This window comes from Kitasatospora sp. NPDC001664 (assembly GCF_053596675.1).
The window spans coordinates 153,092-171,560 of the sequence record NZ_JBSFGS010000014.1; the positions used below are offsets into that span (position 1 = coordinate 153,092).

At 72.5% G+C, this 18,469-nt stretch carries 18 protein-coding genes; 11 read left to right on the top strand and 7 right to left on the bottom strand.

Features of this window, described 5'->3' with window-relative positions; genetic code table 11:
- Positions 1-154 precede the first annotated feature (154 nt).
- Genes ACWCYY_RS21285 through ACWCYY_RS21305 form a run of 5 tightly spaced genes read left to right on the top strand, consistent with a single transcriptional unit; the run spans position 155 to position 5,958 of the window.
- Positions 155-1,507 carry an ABC transporter substrate-binding protein gene (locus ACWCYY_RS21285; protein WP_345283697.1) on the top strand — a complete coding sequence of 451 codons (1,353 nt, stop codon included), beginning with the start codon at positions 155-157 and terminating at the stop codon, positions 1,505-1,507.
- Entirely contained in the window at positions 1,504-2,355 is an 852-nt protein-coding gene (locus tag ACWCYY_RS21290; RefSeq protein ID WP_449796930.1) for a carbohydrate ABC transporter permease, read from the top strand. The genes ACWCYY_RS21285 and ACWCYY_RS21290 overlap by 4 nt, the downstream gene beginning before the upstream one ends.
- The gene (locus ACWCYY_RS21295) at positions 2,352-3,188 is read left to right on the top strand and encodes a carbohydrate ABC transporter permease (protein WP_449796931.1); all 837 of its coding nucleotides are present in this window, start codon (positions 2,352-2,354) and stop codon (positions 3,186-3,188) included. Before ACWCYY_RS21290 ends, ACWCYY_RS21295 begins: the two co-directional genes overlap by 4 nt.
- Positions 3,185-4,966, top strand: coding sequence for a glycoside hydrolase family 36 protein (locus tag ACWCYY_RS21300; RefSeq protein ID WP_449796932.1), 1,782 nt, complete (start codon positions 3,185-3,187; stop codon positions 4,964-4,966). The genes ACWCYY_RS21295 and ACWCYY_RS21300 overlap by 4 nt, the downstream gene beginning before the upstream one ends.
- Entirely contained in the window at positions 4,963-5,958 is a 996-nt protein-coding gene (locus ACWCYY_RS21305; RefSeq protein WP_345283689.1) for a LacI family DNA-binding transcriptional regulator, read from the top strand. The genes ACWCYY_RS21300 and ACWCYY_RS21305 overlap by 4 nt, the downstream gene beginning before the upstream one ends.
- A 51-nt stretch (positions 5,959-6,009) precedes the next feature.
- Here ACWCYY_RS21305 and otsB read toward each other — a convergent pair whose 3' ends face one another.
- Both otsB and ACWCYY_RS21315 read right to left on the bottom strand, forming a co-directional pair.
- Entirely contained in the window at positions 6,010-6,822 is an 813-nt protein-coding gene (otsB, locus tag ACWCYY_RS21310; protein ID WP_345283687.1) for a trehalose-phosphatase, read from the bottom strand.
- 197 nt (positions 6,823-7,019) lie between these two features.
- On the bottom strand, positions 7,020-7,247 hold the full coding sequence (locus ACWCYY_RS21315) for a DUF3263 domain-containing protein (protein WP_449796933.1): 228 nt from the start codon (positions 7,245-7,247) through the stop codon (positions 7,020-7,022).
- A gap of 96 nt (positions 7,248-7,343) precedes the next feature.
- Here ACWCYY_RS21315 and ACWCYY_RS21320 point away from each other — a divergent pair, with 96 nt between their 5' ends.
- Positions 7,344-7,730, top strand: a complete 387-nt coding sequence (locus ACWCYY_RS21320; RefSeq protein WP_449796934.1) for a cupin domain-containing protein — start codon at positions 7,344-7,346, stop codon at positions 7,728-7,730.
- Positions 7,731-7,737: 7 nt separating this feature from the next.
- Here ACWCYY_RS21320 and ACWCYY_RS21325 read toward each other — a convergent pair whose 3' ends face one another.
- Positions 7,738-9,027, bottom strand: coding sequence for an extracellular solute-binding protein (locus tag ACWCYY_RS21325; RefSeq protein WP_345283680.1), 1,290 nt, complete (start codon positions 9,025-9,027; stop codon positions 7,738-7,740).
- A gap of 143 nt (positions 9,028-9,170) precedes the next feature.
- Positions 9,171-9,953, bottom strand: a complete 783-nt coding sequence (locus ACWCYY_RS21330) for a DeoR/GlpR family DNA-binding transcription regulator (RefSeq protein WP_345283678.1) — start codon at positions 9,951-9,953, stop codon at positions 9,171-9,173.
- A 171-nt stretch (positions 9,954-10,124) separates the two neighbouring features.
- Here ACWCYY_RS21330 and ACWCYY_RS21335 point away from each other — a divergent pair, with 171 nt between their 5' ends.
- The 3 genes from ACWCYY_RS21335 to nagA all read left to right on the top strand — a co-directional run bounded on the left by ACWCYY_RS21335 (position 10,125) and on the right by nagA (position 13,300).
- Positions 10,125-11,030: an SIS domain-containing protein gene (locus ACWCYY_RS21335; RefSeq protein WP_345283676.1), complete on the top strand. Its 906-nt coding sequence runs from the start codon at positions 10,125-10,127 to the stop codon at positions 11,028-11,030.
- Between the two features lie 168 nt (positions 11,031-11,198).
- Positions 11,199-12,131, top strand: a complete 933-nt coding sequence (locus ACWCYY_RS21340; protein ID WP_345283674.1) for an ROK family protein — start codon at positions 11,199-11,201, stop codon at positions 12,129-12,131.
- Positions 12,128-13,300, top strand: a complete 1,173-nt coding sequence (gene nagA / locus ACWCYY_RS21345) for an N-acetylglucosamine-6-phosphate deacetylase (protein WP_345283671.1) — start codon at positions 12,128-12,130, stop codon at positions 13,298-13,300. Before ACWCYY_RS21340 ends, nagA begins: the two co-directional genes overlap by 4 nt.
- A gap of 91 nt (positions 13,301-13,391) precedes the next feature.
- Here the strand turns inward: nagA and ACWCYY_RS21350 are convergent, their stop codons facing one another.
- Both ACWCYY_RS21350 and ACWCYY_RS21355 read right to left on the bottom strand, forming a co-directional pair.
- Complete coding sequence (locus ACWCYY_RS21350) at positions 13,392-14,315, bottom strand: carbohydrate-binding protein (protein ID WP_345283669.1); 924 nt, start codon at positions 14,313-14,315, stop codon at positions 13,392-13,394.
- Between the two features lie 216 nt (positions 14,316-14,531).
- On the bottom strand, positions 14,532-16,352 hold the full coding sequence (locus ACWCYY_RS21355; protein WP_345283667.1) for a diguanylate cyclase domain-containing protein: 1,821 nt from the start codon (positions 16,350-16,352) through the stop codon (positions 14,532-14,534).
- A 380-nt stretch (positions 16,353-16,732) separates the two neighbouring features.
- On the opposite strand from ACWCYY_RS21355, the gene ACWCYY_RS21360 reads away from it, so the two are divergent.
- On the top strand, positions 16,733-17,260 hold the full coding sequence (locus ACWCYY_RS21360) for a flavin reductase family protein (RefSeq protein WP_345283665.1): 528 nt from the start codon (positions 16,733-16,735) through the stop codon (positions 17,258-17,260).
- Positions 17,261-17,267: 7 nt separating this feature from the next.
- Here ACWCYY_RS21360 and arfB read toward each other — a convergent pair whose 3' ends face one another.
- Complete coding sequence (gene arfB / locus ACWCYY_RS21365; protein WP_345283663.1) at positions 17,268-17,696, bottom strand: alternative ribosome rescue aminoacyl-tRNA hydrolase ArfB; 429 nt, start codon at positions 17,694-17,696, stop codon at positions 17,268-17,270.
- Between the two features lie 238 nt (positions 17,697-17,934).
- Here arfB and ACWCYY_RS21370 point away from each other — a divergent pair, with 238 nt between their 5' ends.
- Positions 17,935-18,423, top strand: a complete 489-nt coding sequence (locus ACWCYY_RS21370; RefSeq protein WP_345283661.1) for a hypothetical protein — start codon at positions 17,935-17,937, stop codon at positions 18,421-18,423.
- Positions 18,424-18,469 lie beyond the last annotated feature (46 nt).

An 18,469-nucleotide genomic window follows, 5' to 3' on the forward strand; every position in this document is an offset into this window, starting at 1 on the left:
GGTCGCCTGTAGAGGGTGCAGCGAAGCTAACAGCCCGCGCTAAGGCTTTCAATCCTCTTGCACACCGGCGAAGAAAGTTTTCATCACGCCATTGCAAGTCTGCTGGCAGCGTTGCTAACGTCCAGCCGTCACCCACCCTCGAAAGGCAGACACCATGGACCTCGACAGACGCGGACTGCTCAGACTCGGCGGCGCCATCACCGTGGGCGCCGGGCTGACCGGCCTCACCACCGCGTGCTCCGGCACCGGCGCCGGCACCGACGCCAAGGGCGGCGGCGCGGGCGACGCCAAGAAGGGCGAGATCTCGGTCTGGAGCTGGCAGGGCCCCGCCGCCCAGCTCAAGGCGCTCCTGCCGGAGTTCAACAAGGCGTACCCGGACATCAAGGTCACCGTCCAGGACATCGGCAACCCCGCCATCTGGGACAAGATCACCACCGGCATGGCGGCCGGCGGCGCCGGCCTGGCCGACGTCCTGCACATCGGCGTCGACTACCTGCCGAGCTACGTCGAGAAGTTCCCGAACGGCCTGGCCGACCTCGGCCCGCTCGGCGCCACCAAGTACCAGAACGCCTTCGCCGCCGGCCTGTGGGAGACCGTGGCGCCCAAGGGCCGGGTCAACGCCCTGCCGTGGGAGGCCAACTCGGGCGGCTTCTGGTACCGCGCCGACCTGTTCGAGCAGGCCGGGGTGGACGTCGAGGGGCTGCAGACCTGGGACGAGGTCATCGAGGCGGGCAAGAAGCTCAAGGAAAAGACCGGCAAGTACCTGCTGGGCATCGACAAGCCCGCCTCGCAGGCCGACGCCGCCAACTTCTTCCAGCTGCTGCTCCAGCTCCAGGGCGCCTTCTACTTCAACATGGACGGCGCGATCACCCTGGACTCGCCGCAGGCGGTCACCGCGATGACCATCATCAAGAAGCTGAACGACGCGGGCCTGGTCGCCGACCTGTCCGGCGGCTGGAGCGCGCTGGAGAACTCCATCAAGGACACCACCTCCGCGGTGCTGCCCTGGCCGACCTGGTTCGGCGGGATCATCGAGGGCCTGGTACCGCAGGAGGCCGGCAAGTGGAAGGTCCGGCTCCCCCCGGCCGTCCGCCAGGGCGGCACCAACGCGGCCACCGTGAACTCGACCCACCTGGCCGTCTCCGGTTCCAGCAAGCAGCAGGCCGCCGCCTGGAGCTTCATCGAGTTCGTGCTGACCCGCCCGGCCTCCCAGGTCGCCATCTACAAGGGCAAGGGCATCGCGCCGGCCCTGATGTCCGCCTACGAGGACTCGGCCTTCCACACCCCGTCGCCGTTCTTCAGCGGCCAGAAGCAGGGCGAGATCTTCCTCAAGGCCCTGCAGACGCCGTCGCCGGCCACCAACTACTCGGCCGACTACGCCCGTGCCCTCAAGGTGGTGACGGACGCTCAGACCAAGGTCCTGCTCAAGGGTGCCGACCCGGCCGAGGTCCTGAAGCAGGCCGCCGACCAGCTCGCCCAGCAGACCGGGCGCAAGGTCGTTCGATGACCCCGGCGAGGCGGCGTGCGCTGCCGTACCTGTTCGTCCTCCCGGCGCTGCTGTTGTTCGCGGCTTTCAAGGTCTACCCGATCGCCGCCTCGTTCCGGCTCAGCCTGTACCGCTCCACCGGAGGCACCGAGACCTTCGCCGGCCTGGACAACTACGCCAGGCTGCTCGACGACCCGCTGTTCTGGACCTCCCTCGGGAACAGCGCGGTCATCCTGGCGATCCAGGTGCCGCTCATGCTGACCCTCGCGACCGGCCTCGCAGTGGCGCTCAACTCCTCGCTGCTGCGGGCCCGGTCCGTGTTCCGGCTCGGCTTCTTCCTGCCGATGATCACCGGCCTGGTGGCCTACGGGATCATCTTCTCCGTCCTGCTCAACCAGCAGTACGGCCTGGTCAACTGGCTGCTCGGGGCGGACGTCCCCTGGCTGACCGACCCGCTCTGGGCGAAGATCTCGCTCGGGCTGGCACTGACCTGGCACTACACCGGTTACAACGCGGTCATCCTGCTCGCCCGCCTGCAGTCCGTCCCCGCCGAGCTGTACGACGCGGCCGCGGTGGACGGGGCGGGCGCCTGGAAGGCGTTCCGGCACGTGACCCTGCCCGGCATCAAGCCGGCCCTGCTGCTCACCACGGTGCTCTCCACCATCGGCACCCTGCAGATCTTCGACGAGCCGTACGTCCTCACCGGCGGCGGGCCCGACAACGCGACCCTGACCATCGGCATGTACCTGTACCAGAACGCCTTCAAGTACTTCGACTTCGGCTACGCCTCGGCGATCGCCTACGCGCTGGCGCTGATCATCGGTGCCCTCGGCCTCGTCCAGTTCAAGCTGCTGGGGGACAAGTCATGAGCGCCCGCACCGAGCACCGCACCGCCAAGTCGATCGGCCTGACCTGGTCGCTGGCCATCACCCTGGCCGCCGTCCTGGTCCCGTTCTACTGGCTGATCATCGCCGCCACCCACAGCTCCAAGGAGATCTTCACCTCCCCGCCGCCGCTGCTGCCCGGCGGGCACCTGCTGGACAACCTCAACTCGCTGCAGGAGAAGGCCGACTTCGGCCGGGTGGTGGGCAACTCCCTGGGCATCGCGGTGGTCTACACGCTGACCGCCGGGGTGATCTGCACCCTGGCCGGCTACGGCTTCGCCAAGTTCGAGTTCAAGGGCAAGGAGGCGCTGTTCGGCCTCCTGATGCTGGGTCTGGTGATCCCGTCCCAGGTCACCCTGGTGCCGCTGTTCCGCCTGATGGCCGAGCTGACCTGGCTGGACACCTACCAGGCCGTCATCCTGCCCAACCTGGCGCTGCCGTTCGGCATCTTCCTGATGCGGCAGTCGATGTCCACCCTCCCGAACGAGCTGCTCGACTCCGGCCGGGTGGACGGCTGCGGCGAACTGCGGCTCTTCCTGCGGGTGGCGCTGCCCCCGATGCGGCCCGCGCTGGCCGCGCTGGCCATCTTCCTCTTCCTCTTCCAGTGGAACGAGTTCATCTGGCCGCTCACGGTGCTGCGCAGCGAGAGCGCGCTCACCATCCCGGTCGCGCTGGCCTCGCTGCAGGGCGTGGACGACACCGACTACGGCGCCATCCTGGCCGGCACGGCGATCGCCGCCCTGCCGATGGCGGCCCTCTTCCTGGCACTTCAGAAGCACTTCGTCTCCGGACTCCTCGCAGGGGCGGTGAAGGAATGACCATCAACCACATCGACCAGATCGGCCAAGAGGCAGTCACCACAGCCGAGTTGGCCCCGGCCACCTTCGAGCCGCTGCTCGACCTGGTCTCGGTCGCGGTGCCCGGCGGGCACTGGTCCAGCACCGAACTCCCCTCCGGCATCCGGATGGTGGCGGTCGACTCGGCCGACGGCGGGCCCGTCGAGGTCCGGCTCTCGGTGCCGCTCGGCGACGCCGCCGGCTACTGGCACCCGCAGGGCGGCTGGCGCCGGACCCTGACCGCGGACTGGGAGGGGAAGGCCGCGGTCTCGCTGGTGGACGCACTCGCCACCGGCTGCCTCTACGACCACGCCGGCACCACCCTGCTCACCTTCGCGGCCGCCGACCCGGTGCCCGAGGCGCGGCTGCGGTTCGGGGTCTCCGAGGAGACCGACAGCTTCGTGGTGCAGCTGCTGCTGCCCCCCGCCCCCGGCGGGCACCGGCTGCTCTTCGTCCCGCGCTCGGCCTCGGTGGCCACCGCGATGCGCACCCTGCGCGCGTGGTACGCCGCCGGGATCACCCCGATGCCGGTGCCGGACGGCGCCCGCACCCCGGTGTACTCGACCTGGTACGCCTTCAACCAGCAGGTGGACGCGGACTCCGTGACCGCCGAGGCCGCGCTGGCCACCACCCTGGGCTTCGGCGCGCTGATCCTGGACGACGGCTGGCAGCTCGGCGGCCACGGCCGCGGCTACGCCGGCTGCGGCGACTGGCGGCCCGACCCGGCCAAGTTCCCCGACCTGACCGCGCACGTCGCCGAGGTGCGCGGCCTGGGCCTGCACTACCTGCTCTGGGTCGCCCCGCTGCTGGTCGGCCCGGACTCCGAGGCGTACGACAGGTGGCGGCCCACCGTGCGGGCCGGCGTCCCCGGCGCCTACGTGCTGGACCCCCGGCTGCCCGAGGTCCGGGCGCACGTGGTCGCGCTCTGCGTCCGGCTGGTCCACGACCACGGGCTGGACGGCCTCAAGCTGGACTTCCTGGACGAGGCGATGGTGCACGCCGGCGACGGCGGCCCCGACGTCGGCCGGGCCATGACCGAGCTGCTGGCCGAGGTCCGCCGCGAGCTGGAACTCGTCCGCCCCGGCCTGCTGCTGGAGCTGCGCCAGCCGTACACCGGCCCCGGCATGGCCCCGTACGGGAACCTGCTGCGCTCCTTCGACTGCCCGGCGGACTCCACCGCCAACCGGGTCCGCACCATCGACACCGCCTTCCTGGCGATCGGCGGCGCGGTCCACTCGGACATGCTGCTCTGGCACCGCGAGGCGCCCGCACACAGCGTGGCCCGGCAGTTGATCGGCGCCCTGCACTCCGTCCCGCAGGTCTCGGTGCGGCTCACCGAGGTGCCCGAGGACCACCGGGCCGCGATCGCCTTCTGGCTCGGCCAGTGGACCAGGCTGCGCGGCGTGCTGCTGGACGGCGTGGTGGAGCCCGGTCGCCCGGACGAGCTCTACCCCGTGGTCCGCGCCGACCTGGACGGCACCGGTCTGGTCAGCGTGCACTCCGAGCAGGTCGTCCCGGTCGACCTGACCTGGCGTCAGGAACTGGTGCTGGTGAACGGTTCGGCCTCCGACCGGATCGTCCTGGAGGTCGCCGAGCCCGGGGGCGAGACCGAGCTGACCGCCTACGGACCGTCCGGCCGTATCATCGAGCGCAGGCCGCTGGGCCTCGCGCCCGGCCTGCACGCGCTGCCGGTGCCGAGGTCCGGACTCGCCGTGCTCAGTGGTCCGGTGGGGGCCACCGAGGTGGAAGGGGCGGAATGAAGGTCGGCATCACCGAACTCGCGGCTCGCGCCGGTGTCAGCGAGGCGACCGTCAGCCGGGTGATCAACCGGCGGCAGGGCGTCGCCAAGAAGACCCGCGACGCGGTCGAGCGGGCGATGTCCGAGCTCGGCTACGAGCGTTCCACGCCCGGCCAGTTGGTCGCCGTGGTGACGGAGCGGGTGTCCAACCCGTTCTTCGCCGACGTGGCCGAGCGGATCGAGTCCGCGCTCGCCCCGCACGGGCTGAAGATGGTGCTCTGCCCCGCCTTCCCCGGCGGGGTGCAGGAGCGCGAGTTCGTCTCCGCCCTGGTCGACCGCGGCATCGCCGCCGTGGTCTTCCTCTCCGCCAGCAACACGGTGGACGGCGCGGACGTCGAGACCTACGAACTGCTGCGCGACCGCCGGGTGCCCTACCTGGGCATCAACGGCGAGTTCGCGGACGGGCATCCGGCGCCGGTGTTCTCCACCGACGACGCGCTCGCCGCCGAACTCGCGGTGGACCACCTCCACCGCCTCGGCCACCGCCGGATCGGCATGGCCTCCGGCCCGGCCGGCAACCACCCGGCCGACCGCCGGGTGGAGGGCTTCCTCGCCGCCATGGAGCGGCGCGGCCTGGCCGACGCCGAGAGCTGGGTCTTCCGCCAGTCCTACACCGTGGAGGGCGGCCAGGCGGCCGCCGCCGGCCTGCTCAAGCAGGGCGCCACCGCGATCGTCGCGGCCAGCGACTTCATGGCCCTCGGAGCGATCCGCGGCCTGCGCCGACACGGCCTCTCCGTCCCGGACGACGTCTCGGTGGTCGGCTACGACGGCACCATCATCACGGAGTTCACCGACCCGCCGCTCACCACCGTCCGGCAGCCCGCCGACCGGCTGGCGCTCGAAGTGGGCCGCAGCGTCCTCGCCCTGGTGGCCGGACGGCCCGTCCCCACGGGCGAGTTGCTCTTCGACCCCGAGCTGGTGATCCGCTCCACCACGGCCCCGCCGCGGGCCTGAGACCGCCGCCGCGCGCCCGTACCCCCACTTCGGGCACGGGCGCGCGGCGCTTCAGCGCAGCGCGCCCGCCAGGGCCTGCAGCAGCTCGGCGACACCGGTCGGTCCGGGGACCAACAGGTCGGCCCGGTCGGCGAGTTCGGCGACCTGGCGCTCGCCCGTGACGGCCGAACTGCAGACCAGCACGGCCGGGCCACCGCCCTTGCGGCGCAGCTCCAGCGCCTCGTACGCGGGCAGGTCACCCAGGTCGTCACCGGCGTACAGCACCGCCGCCCCCGGACGTCCCGCCAGGTACTCCGTCAGCGCCCCGCCCTTGTCCACACCCGGTGGACGCAGCTCCAGCACGTACCGGCCCGGCTCCACCATCAGCCCGTGACGGTCCGCCAACCCGGCGAGCGGAGCCCGGAGTTCCTCCAACAGCGCCTGCGGGTCGGCCGTCCGGCGGGTGTGCACCGCCAGCGCCCGCCCCTTGTCCTCCACCCAGGCGCCCGACTCCCCCACCACCGACGGCAGTTCCGCCCGCGCCGCGGCCACCCCGGGCGGCGGCTCCGGCGCCGTCAGCACCCCCGCCTCCCAGCGCTCCGCCCCGTACTGCCCCAGCACGGTCAGCCCGAGGCCCTCGAACCCCCCGTACTCCACCGCCACCGCCGCCGGACGGCCGGTCACCACCACGACCCCGCCCACCAACGGCAGCAGCGCCCGCAGCGCCGCCACCGCGGCCGGCTCGGCCCGCGCGGCGGCCGGATCGGCCACGATCGGCGCCAACGTCCCGTCGAAGTCCAGGGCGACCACCGCACTCCGCGGCTCCTCGACCAGGGCACGCAGCCCCACCCGCCCGGCTTCCGTCCTCGGCTCAGGGATACCCATGTCTCCGACCCTAACCGGGCGACGGACGGCTCACACCGGAACGCGAGGTCCAGTTGCAGCGCCCCAGGGGCGCGAGGAACTGCGCGAGTACGGAAGGCGGCCCAGCGCGAGATCGGGGCAGGCGAGCCAGTTGCACGTGGTGCCGTTCCCCTGCGCGCAGTTCCCCGCGCCCCTGCGGGGCGCAACCTCGTCCGCCATCAACGTTCTGCTCGTTTGCGCTCTCTGACCCGCCGTAGGCGGTTGACCAGGACCGGGTCGGCCGCGAGGGCCTCGGGGCGGTCCAGGAGGGCGTTGAGGAGCTGGTGGTAGCGGGTGGCGGAGAGGTCGAGCTCCTCCCGGACGGCGCGTTCCTTGGCGCCGGCCGTGCGCCAGCCGCGGCCCTCCAGGGCGAGCACCGCGCGTTCGCGGTCGGTCAGGTCGGGCATGTCGGCCACCTCCACTTACGGGGTGTCATTCTGCCCGGCCAGGGCGACACAGTCTGCTCCCCCGCCCGTCGCGCCGCCCGGGTTAGCGTCGACCCCATGGACCACAGCTTCGCTCTCAGCATCCCCGACGCCGACCTCGAGCCCGACCCGCTCGACCCCTCGCAGATCGTCTCCGGCGCCCCCGAGGTGTCCGGCAAGCTGCTCTGGGAGTCGCCCGACGGCCGCCGGCTGCGCGGCATCTGGCAGATCACCCCGGGCGTGGCGACCGACACCGAGGCGGACGAGATGTTCGTGGTGGTGAGCGGCCGGGCCACCGTCGCGGTGGAGGGCGGCGAGACCCTGGAGCTGGCCCCCGGCACCGTCGGGATCCTGCGCGAGGGCGACCGCACCACCTGGACGGTGCACGAGACCCTCCGCAAGGCCTACGCGATCGACCTCGGCCCCGAGGCCCCCGAGGCCCCCGAGGCCCCCGAAGGGGCCTGAGCGGCCGTCAGCCCCCCGAGGTGCGCCGGCTCTGCTCGGCGGCCTCCGCGGCGGCGCCCTGGAGACCGGACAGGACCCCCTGTCCGTCGTTCTTCACGGCGCCGCCGAGCTGCTTCTTGAGCAGGCCGCTGACCCGGTCCCAGGAGGTCTCGCCGTAGGGGTAGAAGCGCGCGTTGGTGAGCGCGTCCAGGAAGGGCTTGATGTTGTGGCCGGAGGCCGCCATCTCCTCGCGCGCGTCCTGCGTCACCGGCAGGAGGTTGTACATCGACGCGAACTTGATGACGTTCTCCTTCTGGTAGACGTGGCTGAGGAACTTCTTGATCTCGGCCCGGTGCCCGTTGGCCTTGAAGGCCATCATCCAGTCGGCCACGCCCATCGAGGAGGCCTTGCCCTGGGCGTCCCTGCGGGGCAGCGGGGCGGTGCCGTACTGGACGCCCGACTTGTCGGAGTTGAGGGCCAGCTGCGGGTGGCCGTTGAGCATCGCCACCTTCCCGGCCGCGAAGTCCTCGAAGGCGGTGGCCCGGTTGACCGCGCCGGGGTCCTTGTAGGTCAGGCCCGGGTTGACCAGCGAGGTGCGCAGCCAGTCGAAGGTCTTCTGGTTGGCGTCGCTGTCGATGCTGTAGTTGCCCGCGTCGTCGGCGAAGCCGCCGCCTCCGGAGGTGGCCCACATCAGGCCCTCGGCCTGGGCCTCCTCCGGGCCGAGCGGCAGCGCGTACGGGGTGACCCCCGGCACCTTCTCCTTGATCTTCTTGGCCGCCTTGACCAGCTCGTCCCAGGTGGCGGGCGGGGCGGTGACGCCCGCCTTCTCGAAGATCGCCTTGTTGTAGAAGAACAGCCGGGAGGAGGTGGTGAAGGGAATGCCGTACTGACTGCCGAGCACCTGCCCGGCCTGGGAGATCGAGGCCAGCATGTTGGCCTGGGTCTCGATGGTCAGCACGTCACCGGCGGGGTAGAGCCGCCCGGCCGCGACCTGGTCTGCGTAGCCGCCGGTCTGCACCAGGTCGGGGGACTTGCCGCTCTTGATCAGCTCGGCGACCCGGGTGTCGATGTCGGTCCAGGAGACCACCTCGACCTCGACCTTGATGCCGGGGTTGGCCGCCTCGAAACTCTTCGCCAGCTCCTGCCAGTACGGCTCGGTGCTGGTGGCCCGGTTGGTGCCGTAGTCCGGCGCGACCAGCTTGAGCGTCACGTCGCCCTCCTCCCCCAGGCCGAGCGCGCCGCAACCGCTGAGCAGCAGCGCGGCGGTGACGGCGAGGGCCGTCGAGGAGAGGAAGGACCTGCGGGCGGCGCTGGACAACGGTGGACCAACCTTCGGGCGGAGACGGAGCGTCGGCCACCTTTCCAGCGCGGACCATCAGTGGTCCAGACCTGTACACACGGTAGTTACCGAATCTCGGCTGACGTTGCATCAGGCGCAACGCGCTAATGGGTGAAGGCCGTTCAGGCCGTGATCACCTGCACGCCGGCCTCCGTGAAGGCCGCCGTCAGCTCCGCGGAGATGCCGTCGTCGGTCACCAGGACCGAGATCCGCTCCGCTCCGCAGATCCGGGCGAAGGCCCGGTGGCCGAGCTTGGAGGAGTCGGCCGCCACCACCACCCGGCGGGCCCGCTCGGCGAGCAGCCGGTTGACGCTCGCCTCGCCCTCGTTGTGGGCGGTGGCGCCGTGCTCGGCGTCCAGCGCGTCCACGCCCAGGACCGTGACGTCCAGGGCGAGTTCGTTGAGCACCAGGGTGGCCAGCGGGCCGATCAGCTCGTAGGACTGCGGCCGGGCCACCCCGCCGGTGAGCACGATCTTCACCTGCGGACGGACCGTCAGCTCGTTGGCGATGTTGACCGCGTTGGTGACGATGGTCAGCGCCTGGCCCGACCCGCCGTCCGGCTCCGGGCGCACGGCCAGCGCGCGGGCCACCTCGGTGGTGGTGGTGCCGCCGTTCAGGCCGACCACCTCGCCCGGGGCGATCAACTCGGCCACCGCGGCGCCGATCCGCTGCTTGGCGTCGGCGTTGCGGGCGGTCTTGTAGCGCAGCGGCAGGTCGTAGCTGACGTTGTGCGCCACCGCGCCGCCCCTGGTCCGGGTGACCATCTGCTGGCGCGCCAGCTGGTCCAGGTCACGGCGGATGGTGGCGGCGGAGACGTCGAGCGCCTCGGCGGCCTCCTCGACCTCCAACTTGCCGTGCTCGTTGAGCAGTTCCAGCAGTGCGTTCCACCGCTCGTACCTGGACACGCTTGGTGCCGCCCCTCTCCCGCAGCGCCCGCGCCGGAGGTCTCCGGCGCGGCTGGATCAGCTTCCCACAGTTCATCTCGCGCGAGTGCTCTTGCGCAATCCTGCGCGAAACATCTATAAATCAATCAGCTTCAAGCATCCATGCCTGGATTCCCCGGAGGGGCCGTACCCATGTCTTCCCTGACTGCCCAGGAACTGGCCACCCAGCCCGCCAACTGGCGGCAGGCCGCCGCCCTGGCCGCCACCGTCTCCCCCGCCCTGCCGCGGCGCGGCGAGCGGGTCGCGGTGGTCGGCTGCGGCACCTCCTGGTTCATGGCGCAGGCCTACGCGGTGCTGCGCGAGAGCGGCGGGCACGGCGAGACCGACGCCCTGGCCGCCTCCGAGTTCCCGCTCGGGCGCCGCTACGACCGGATCGTGGCGATCACCCGCTCCGGCACCACCACCGAGGTGATCGAGCTGCTCGACCGGCTCAAGACCCCCTCCACCGTGCTCACCGGCACCCCCGGCAGCCCGGTGCTGGAGGTGGCCGACCAGCACGTGATGCTGGAGTTCGCCGACGAGCACTCGGTGGTGCAGACCCGCTTCGCCACCACCGCCCTCGCCCTGCTCCGGGCCCACCTGGAGCTGGAGGACGCCCTGCCGGCCGGCGTGGCCACGGTGGCGCAGGCCGCCGCCGACGCCGAGCGGGCGCTGGCCTGGCAGCTGCCGGCCACCCTGGTCACCGCCGAGCAGGTGAGCTTCCTCGGCCGCGGCTGGACGTACGGGCTGGCCCAGGAGGCCGGCCTGAAGATGCGCGAGGCGGCCGGCGCCTGGACCGAGTCCTACCCGGCGATGGAGTACCGGCACGGGCCGATCGCCATCGCCGCGCCGGGCCGCGCGGTCTGGGCCTTCGGCGGCCTGCCGGAGGGCCTGCCCGAGCAGATCGGGGCCACCGGCGCCGAGCTGCTGGACGAGCCCGGTCTGGACCCGATGGCGGACCTGGTGCGGGCCCAGCGGCTCGCGGTGGCGACCGCCGAGGCGCGCGGTCTGAACCCGGACGAGCCGCGCGCGCTGACCCGCTCCATCATCCTGGTCTGATCCCTTTTCCTTCCCAACTCCCTTGCCGACAATAGGAAAGAAGGTTGACAAAGCCCGAACAAAGGGCCTTAAGACACCCTTAAAGGCGACAAACCTCACCACCATGGACCAGACCAATCACGCAACTGGACTAGACCTCTCCGACAAGTCCAAGGGAAACTGTCCCCCGTGAAGCACGTCATCGCACTCGATGTAGGCGGCACCGGCATGAAGGCCGCGCTGCTCGCCCAGGACGGCTCCGTGCTGTTCGAAGCACGCCGACCGACCGGGCGGGAGCACGGCACGGACGCCGTCGTCGCCACCATCCTCGACTTCGCCGCCGAGCTGGCGCAGGAGGGCCGCAGCCGCTTCGGCACCGGCCCCCTCGCCGCCGGCGTGGCGGTGCCGGGGACGATCGACGAGAAGAACGGGATCGCGGTCTTCTCCGCCAACCTCGGTTGGCGGGACCTGCCGATGCGCAAGCTGCTCGGCGAGCGCCTCGGCGGCCTTCCGGTCGCCCTCGGCCACGACGTCCGCTCCGGCGGGCTGGCCGAGGGCCGGATCGGCGCCGGGCAGGGCGTGGACCGCTTCCTCTTCATCGCGCTGGGCACCGGCATCGCCGGGGCTATCGGCATCCACGGGGCGATCGAGGCGGGCGCGCACGGCTACGGCGGCGAGATCGGCCACGTGGTGGTCCGCCCCGGCGGCCCGCAGTGCGGCTGCGGCGCCAAGGGCTGCCTGGAGACGCTGGCCTCGGCCGGCGCCGTCTCCCGGGCCTGGGCCGAAGCGAGCGGCGACCCGGAGGCGGACGCGGCGGCCTGCGCCGCGGCGGTCGACGCCGGGGACCCGCGCGCCCTGGAGGTGTGGCGGACCGCGGTCGACGCGCTGGCCGACGGGATCGTGCTGGCCCAGAGCCTGCTCGACCCCTCGACGGTGATCGTCGGCGGCGGGCTGGCCGAAGCCGGTGACACGCTCTTCACACCCTTGCGCGCAGCGGTGTCCGAGCGGCTGACCTTCCAGATGCCCCCGAAGGTCGTTCCCGCCATGCTCAAAGACACCGCCGCATCCCTGGGCGCGGGCCTGCTCGCCTGGGATCTGCTCTCCATGGAGGTGACCGCGTGAGCGCGGACCGAACTGCACTTGCCGGAGCCCGACTGGTCCTGCCGGGCGGTGTGATCGAGCACGGGCGGCTGTCCGTCGAGGGTTCGCGGATCGCGGGCCTCGGCGGGGAGACCGAGCCGGGCGACGTGGACCTCACGGGCTACACCGTCGTCCCCGGCTTCGTGGACCTGCACGTGCACGGCGGTGGCGGCGGCTCCTACGCCTCGGGGATCGCCGAGGAGGCGCTCACCGTGGCCCGCACCCATCTGGCCCACGGCACCACCACCACCATGGCCTCCACCGTCACCGGGGAGATCGACGAGCTCTGCCACCAGGCCGCCGTGCTCTCCGAGCTGGTCGAGGACGGCGTGCTGGCGGGCGTGCACTTCGAGGGCCCGTTCATCTCGCACAACCGCTGCGGCGCGCACCGCCCCGACCTGCTGCGCGACCCCGACCCGGCCGTGGTGCGCAAGCTGGTGGACGCCGCCCGCGGCACCGCGAGGATGTTCACCCTGGCGCCGGAGCTGACGGGTGGTCTGGAGTCCGTCCGGATGCTCGCCGACCTCGGCGTGATCGCGGCCGTCGGCCACACCGACTCGGACTACGACAAGACCCTGGAGGCCGTCGAGGCCGGGGCCACCGTCGCCACCCACCTGTTCAACGCGATGCCGGGCATCCAGCACCGCGCCCCGGGCCCGATCGTGGCCCTGCTCGAGGACGAGCGGGTCACCGTCGAGCTGATCAACGACGGCGTGCACCTGCACCCCTCGGTGCTCGACCTCGCCTACGGCACCGCCGGTGCCGAGCGGGTCGCCCTGATCACCGACGCGATGGGCGCGGCCGGCATGGGCGACGGCCTCTACCCGCTGGGCCCGCTCCAGGTCCGGGTGGAGAACGGGGTCGCCCGCCTGGTCGAGGGCGGCTCCATCGCCGGCTCCACCCTCACCCTGGACGTCGCCTTCAAGCGCTCGGTCACCGTCAACGGTCTGACGCTCAACCAGGCCGTCACCTCGCTGTCGACCGTCCCGGCCCGCCTGCTCGGCCTTGACGACTCGATCGGCACCCTGGAGGCCGGCAAGAACGCCGACCTGGTCGTGCTCGACTCCGAGACCTACGACCTCGTCGCGGTGATGCGCCGCGGCGAGTGGATCGTCGGCGCGGACCGCTTCAGCCGGGCCCACGCGGCCTGACCGGGGCCTCCTGACCCTCCGGGAGAGGTGAGCAGCGGATCTGCGTCCCGCTGCTCGCCTTCGGCCCGGACGGTCACGGACTCCCTCGCGGTCACAGACCGGGGTCGACGCCGTTCGGGGTGACCGCGATCTGGTCGAAGAGCACCGCTCCGGCCGGGCTCGCGGGGAGCGACTCGATCGTTATCGTGTGCTCGCCCGCGCTCGGGACCTCGGCGCTTATCCAGGAGCCGAACCAGGCCTGCTCCGGTTGGAGGCCGGCCTTGTAGTTCCTCAGGTTGATCGGGGTGTAGGTGGGCTTGCCGTCCACCTTCACCACCGCCTGGGCGTCCGCGCCGGTGTTGTTGAAGCGGATCGACACCCGGTAGGTGGCCGCCTGCGGGACGGTGACCTTCCAGCTCACCACCGCGCCGCCGGCCAGGCCGGTGACGTAGCCGCCCTTGCCCTTGGCCCCGGCCACCGAGTTGGCCACCGCCGCACCGCCGGAGAGCTGCAGACCGCTGAAGTCGGCCACGCCCGCGCCGTTGACCAGCGGCGAGGCGCTCGGGTTCGGCGAGGCGGACGGCGACGGGCCGGAGCTCGGCGTGCTCGCCGCGGCGCTGCCGGTGGAGCCGGAGGCGTTCTTGTCGCCCTTGCCGGCGTCACCCATGGAGAGCGCCACGCCGGCCCCGATGGCGATCGCCGCCACCACCGCGATGGCGCCGATGACCACGCCCTTGCTCCGCCCGGCCGGAGCCTGCTCGCCCGGCTGCGGGCGGGAGTGCTCGGCGTACCGGGCGTGCTGCTGCGCCCCCTGCTGGTGCGGGAGCTGCTGCTGCGCCGTCGGCTGGTAGGCGGCCTGCGGCTGCGGCGGCGGGTACTGGGCGCGGCCCACCTCGACCGGGCGCGAGTACCCCGCGGACCTCGGCTGCTCGGCGGCGGACTCGCCGTCGGCGGGCCGGTAGAGGTACGCGAAAGGGTCCTCCTCCGTCCGGTCCTCGGACGCTCCGTCACTTCCGGCCGTCGTCACGGTGGTCAACTCCCCATCGCAGCACACGTGCGGCGGCCCGTCGCCGCACGGGCGAATGAACGCTCGTACCGGGGAACCCTACCTGCCCGGCCCGATGCCGGGGAAAGCCGTCCACCGCCGCGCACACGGTCGGGGGAACGGGTGGAGAAACGGTGCGCCTGACGCTCCGTCAGGGCGTACCCCGGGCGGCCGCCCGCCGTTCGGACCCCGTCCGACCTGCCGCTTTCACCCCGCGCGCCGGTGCGAACGCTCGCCCCGCGCGCCCCGCGGACTGCCGCCGCGCGCCCGCTTCTCGTCGTACATCCGCTCGTCGGCGACGTGCAGCACCTCTTCGATCGACATGCCGCAGCCGGCCCAGCCGATGCCGAGGCTGACGCCGACCCGGGTGGTCCGGTTGTCGATCCGCATCGGCGGGATGATCGCGTTGCGCAGCCGCCCGGCCAGGTCCTTGGCCTCCTCGCGGCCGATCCCGTCGGCCAGCACCACGAACTCGTCGCCGCCGAGCCGGGCCACCGTGTCGCCCTCCCGGACCACCTGCTGGAGCCGCCGGGCCACCTCGATCAGCACCCCGTCGCCCGCCTTGTGGCCGAACCGGTCGTTGATCGACTTGAAGCCGTCCAGGTCGCAGAAGAGCACCGCCAGGCCCTTCTCCGCGGCCGGGCCGCGCGGCCCGGAGCCCCAGAGGTCGCCGCCGGCCGGCAGCTCGGAGGGGATCACCGTGTGCACGTGGTCGGCCGGCACCTCGACGTGCTCGCGGACCCGCCCGAAGGCCTCCCGGTCCAGGCCGAACGCCTCCCGCTCCAACCCCCTGGCGGGCCCGTCAGCGGCCCCGTGGCCGTGCGGCAGGGCGACCGGGCCGCCCCCCACCTCGAAGCCGCCGTACGAGGCCACCTGCCCGGCGTACGCGGGCTCGCCGTCCAGGCGCTCGGGGCCGGCCTCGTGCGCCGCCGCGCCCGCCGGGTCCAGCGGACAGATCCGGCGGCCCAGCCTGGCCCGCAGCTCGGCGCTGTTCGGCAGCCCGGTCAGCGCGTCGTGGCTGGCGCGGTGCGCCAGCTGGAACTCGTGGCGCTTGCGCTCCTCGATGTCCTCGACGTGGGTCAGCAGGAAGCTCGGCCCCTCGGCCGCGTCCGCCACCACCGAGTTGCGCAGGCAGACCCACTGGTAGCCGCCGTCCCGCCGGGACAGCCGCAGCTCGGCCCGCCCGCCCTCGGCGCTGGTGCGCTGGAGCAGCTCCAGGTCGTCCGGGTGCACCAGGTCCGCGAAGCGCTGCTGGCGCAGCGTCGCCCGGGGCCGCCCGAGCAGCCGGCAGAGCGCGTCGTTCACCCTGGTCAGCTGGCCCATCGCGGCGCCGTGCAGCTCGGTGATGGCCATCCCGCTGGGCGCGTACTCGAAGGCCTGCCGGAAGCTCTCCTCGCTGGCCCGCAGGGCCTGCTGCTCCTTCTCCAGCCGGGCCAGCGCGCGCTGCATCTCGGCCCGCAGCCGGGCGTTGCCGATCGCGATCGAGGCCTGCAGGGAGAACATCTCCAGCGCCTCCCTGGTCCACGCCCCGGGCCGCTTCCCGCTGCGCGGGCGGTCCACCGAGAGCACGCCGAGCAGGTCTCCCCCGGCGCTGTACATCGGGGCCAGCAGCACGTCCTGCGGGTGCCAGTCGTTCACGTACACCGGCAGCGGGCCGTCCCCGGTCCAGCTCGGGATGTCGGTGCCGATCGCCCAGCCCCGGTCGTACGGCAGGAAGCGCAGGGTGCCCCAGTGGTCGCTGACGCTCAGCATCCGCTCCCAGGACTCCCGCGAGCCGACCTGGCCGAGCAGCACCGCGGGCCCGCCGAAGGCGCTCTCCTCCAGCTCCCAGACCGCCGCCACCACCAGATCGCCGTCGGGCCGCACCAGGCTGACCGCCGCCGCGTCGAAGCCGAGCCCGTGCACCGCGCCCTCGACCACCGCCTGGAGCGTCCCCGCCAGGCTGCGGGCAGCGTTGAGGTCCGCCACGACCCGGTGCAAGGTGCGGAGGGTCGCGAGGCGGACGTAGGGCTCCGACTCGGCTTCCATGCGGGGGCTCCCCGGCTGCTTCGGATAGGTCTTGATGGTTATCGTCCGATTGCCAGAAGAACTGAATCACAGGGAGCACAACGTTCGGCACGCTCGGTCAACAATAGGTCACCACTTGTGACCCAAATCACACCATGCGCATGACCGTAAGCGCAGCTCACAGGCCCTGTGCGGAACATCACTGGACAATCCGGACCATTGGGTGGTCGGCTCTTCGCCACCACCGCTGAAGCCCGCTGCCCGCCGTAGGGCCCCGCGTCCTCACCCCCAGGGGTGAGGACCTGCGCCGCCCGGGGAGCACCGCTTCAGTCCTCCGGCCCATCGGTCCTAAGACCACTGCCCGATGCCGCCCACCCGGTCGGCCGACTACCGTGCGGTACGTGCAGACGTCCCCGCAGTCCACCGTCACCCAGGCCGCCACCCCCGACGAGTTCCGGGCCGCGCTCGGCCACCTCGCCTCCGGCGTCACCCTGGTCACCGCCCACGACCCCGAGGACGGCGAGGACGCCGGCATGACCGCGACCTCGTTCCTCTCGGTCTCGCTGGAGCCCCCGCTGGTGCTCGTCTCGGTCCGCACCGACTCCCGGATGGACGAACTGCTCGCCCGCACCGACCACTGGGCGGTCTCCCTGCTCGGCGAGGCGCACCGCACCGTCGCCTCCCGGTTCGCCATGAAGGGCCGGCTCGGCGACCGCCTGCTGTTCGCCGACACCCCGCACCACCGCGGCCCGCACTCCGGCGCCCCGCTGATCGACGGCGCCCTGGCCACCGTCGAGTGCCGCACCGTCCAGCGCGTCGCCGCCGGCGACCACACCCTGCTGATCGGCCACGTCCTCGCCGCGGCCGTGCCCGCCCCCGGCGCCGCACCGCTGCTCTACCACCGCGGCGGCTACCGGCACCTGGCCTGAGGCCCCGTCAGTAGTCGGGACGGCTCCGGCCCTGCTTGAGCTGCGAGCGGTGGCGCTTGTTCTCCAGCCGGCGCTCGATCATCCCCCGGGTGGGCTTGGTCCGGCGGCGGGTCTTCGGCGGCGGCGCGGTGGCCTCGCCGAGCAGCGCGGCCAGCCGGGCCACCGCCATCTCGCGGTTGCGCAGCTGCGACCGGTGCTCGGACGCCTTCACCACCACGAACCGGCCGTCCACCAGCCGGCCCGCGAGGCGCTCCAGGGCGCGCTCCTTCCACACCGGCGGCAGCGCGGCCGACCCCGCGAGGTCGTAGCGGAGCTCCACCTGGGTGTCCGAGGTGTTGACGTGCTGGCCACCGGGGCCGGAAGAACGGGAGAAGCGCCACAGCAGCTCGGCGTCGGGCACGACCACCGATCCCCGGACGCGCAGAGGCTCAGGCATACCGCCATCATCCCGCCCGGGTCACCCGGTCGAAAGTGGTTATCCCGGGGGCGCGGCGAACACCGGTCCGGGACGGCCGACGGAAGTGGTGATGCCGGGGGCGCGAGGAACTGCGCGAGTGCGGAAGGCGGACCAGCGCGAGATCGGGGCAGGTGAGCCAGCTGTACGTGCTGCCGTTCCCCAGCGCGCAGTTCCCCGCGCCCCCGGGGTGACCGCCTCCGTGGGGGAGAATGTCGGCGTGATCGAGCTCGGGTACTCCCTTTCCAACCGCTTCCCCGACCCGCCCCAGACGGACTACCGGACCGCCCCCGTGCGGGCGCTGCGCCACGACCTGTTCTGCGGCGACGTCTACCTGGACGCGGACGGGGCCGAGTTCTCCACCAACTGGAGCTGGGTGCCGGTGCTGGACTTCGCCTGGGCGCTCTGCGACACGGTCGAGGAGCTCGACCGCGACCCGCGCGGCAGCCGGTCCGCACTCGTCCAGACCTACGACCTGGACTTCACCCAGAACACCGAGCTGCTCCGCTTCGCCCGCCGCTTCGGCCTGGTCGAGGTCAGCGCCACCTGGCTGCCCGAGGAGCCGCCGGCCGTCGTCCGCCACGAGGACCTGCGCCGGGAGGCCCGGGACTTCCTCCAAGACGTGCTGGCCGACCTGTTCGACCTGCACGAGGGCCTGGCCGACAACCCGAACATCTGGACCGTGCAGGGCCGCTTCCCCCGGATCTGACCCCTCGTCGGCCCCCGCCGTGAGAGATTTGCCGCGCGGCCGGAAC

Excerpts from the sequence above, each read along its gene's own strand:
- ACWCYY_RS21285 (WP_345283697.1), top strand. The coding sequence starts at position 155 with ATGGACCTCGACAGACGCGGACTGCTCAGACTCGGCGGCGCCATCACC.
- ACWCYY_RS21290 (WP_449796930.1), top strand. The coding sequence starts at position 1,504 with ATGACCCCGGCGAGGCGGCGTGCGCTGCCGTACCTGTTCGTCCTCCCG.
- ACWCYY_RS21295 (WP_449796931.1), top strand. The coding sequence starts at position 2,352 with ATGAGCGCCCGCACCGAGCACCGCACCGCCAAGTCGATCGGCCTGACC.
- ACWCYY_RS21300 (WP_449796932.1), top strand. The coding sequence starts at position 3,185 with ATGACCATCAACCACATCGACCAGATCGGCCAAGAGGCAGTCACCACA.
- ACWCYY_RS21305 (WP_345283689.1), top strand. The coding sequence starts at position 4,963 with ATGAAGGTCGGCATCACCGAACTCGCGGCTCGCGCCGGTGTCAGCGAG.
- otsB (WP_345283687.1), bottom strand. The coding sequence starts at position 6,822 with ATGGGTATCCCTGAGCCGAGGACGGAAGCCGGGCGGGTGGGGCTGCGT.
- ACWCYY_RS21315 (WP_449796933.1), bottom strand. The coding sequence starts at position 7,247 with ATGCCCGACCTGACCGACCGCGAACGCGCGGTGCTCGCCCTGGAGGGC.
- ACWCYY_RS21320 (WP_449796934.1), top strand. The coding sequence starts at position 7,344 with ATGGACCACAGCTTCGCTCTCAGCATCCCCGACGCCGACCTCGAGCCC.
- ACWCYY_RS21335 (WP_345283676.1), top strand. The coding sequence starts at position 10,125 with ATGTCTTCCCTGACTGCCCAGGAACTGGCCACCCAGCCCGCCAACTGG.
- ACWCYY_RS21355 (WP_345283667.1), bottom strand. The coding sequence starts at position 16,352 with ATGGAAGCCGAGTCGGAGCCCTACGTCCGCCTCGCGACCCTCCGCACC.
- arfB (WP_345283663.1), bottom strand. The coding sequence starts at position 17,696 with ATGCCTGAGCCTCTGCGCGTCCGGGGATCGGTGGTCGTGCCCGACGCC.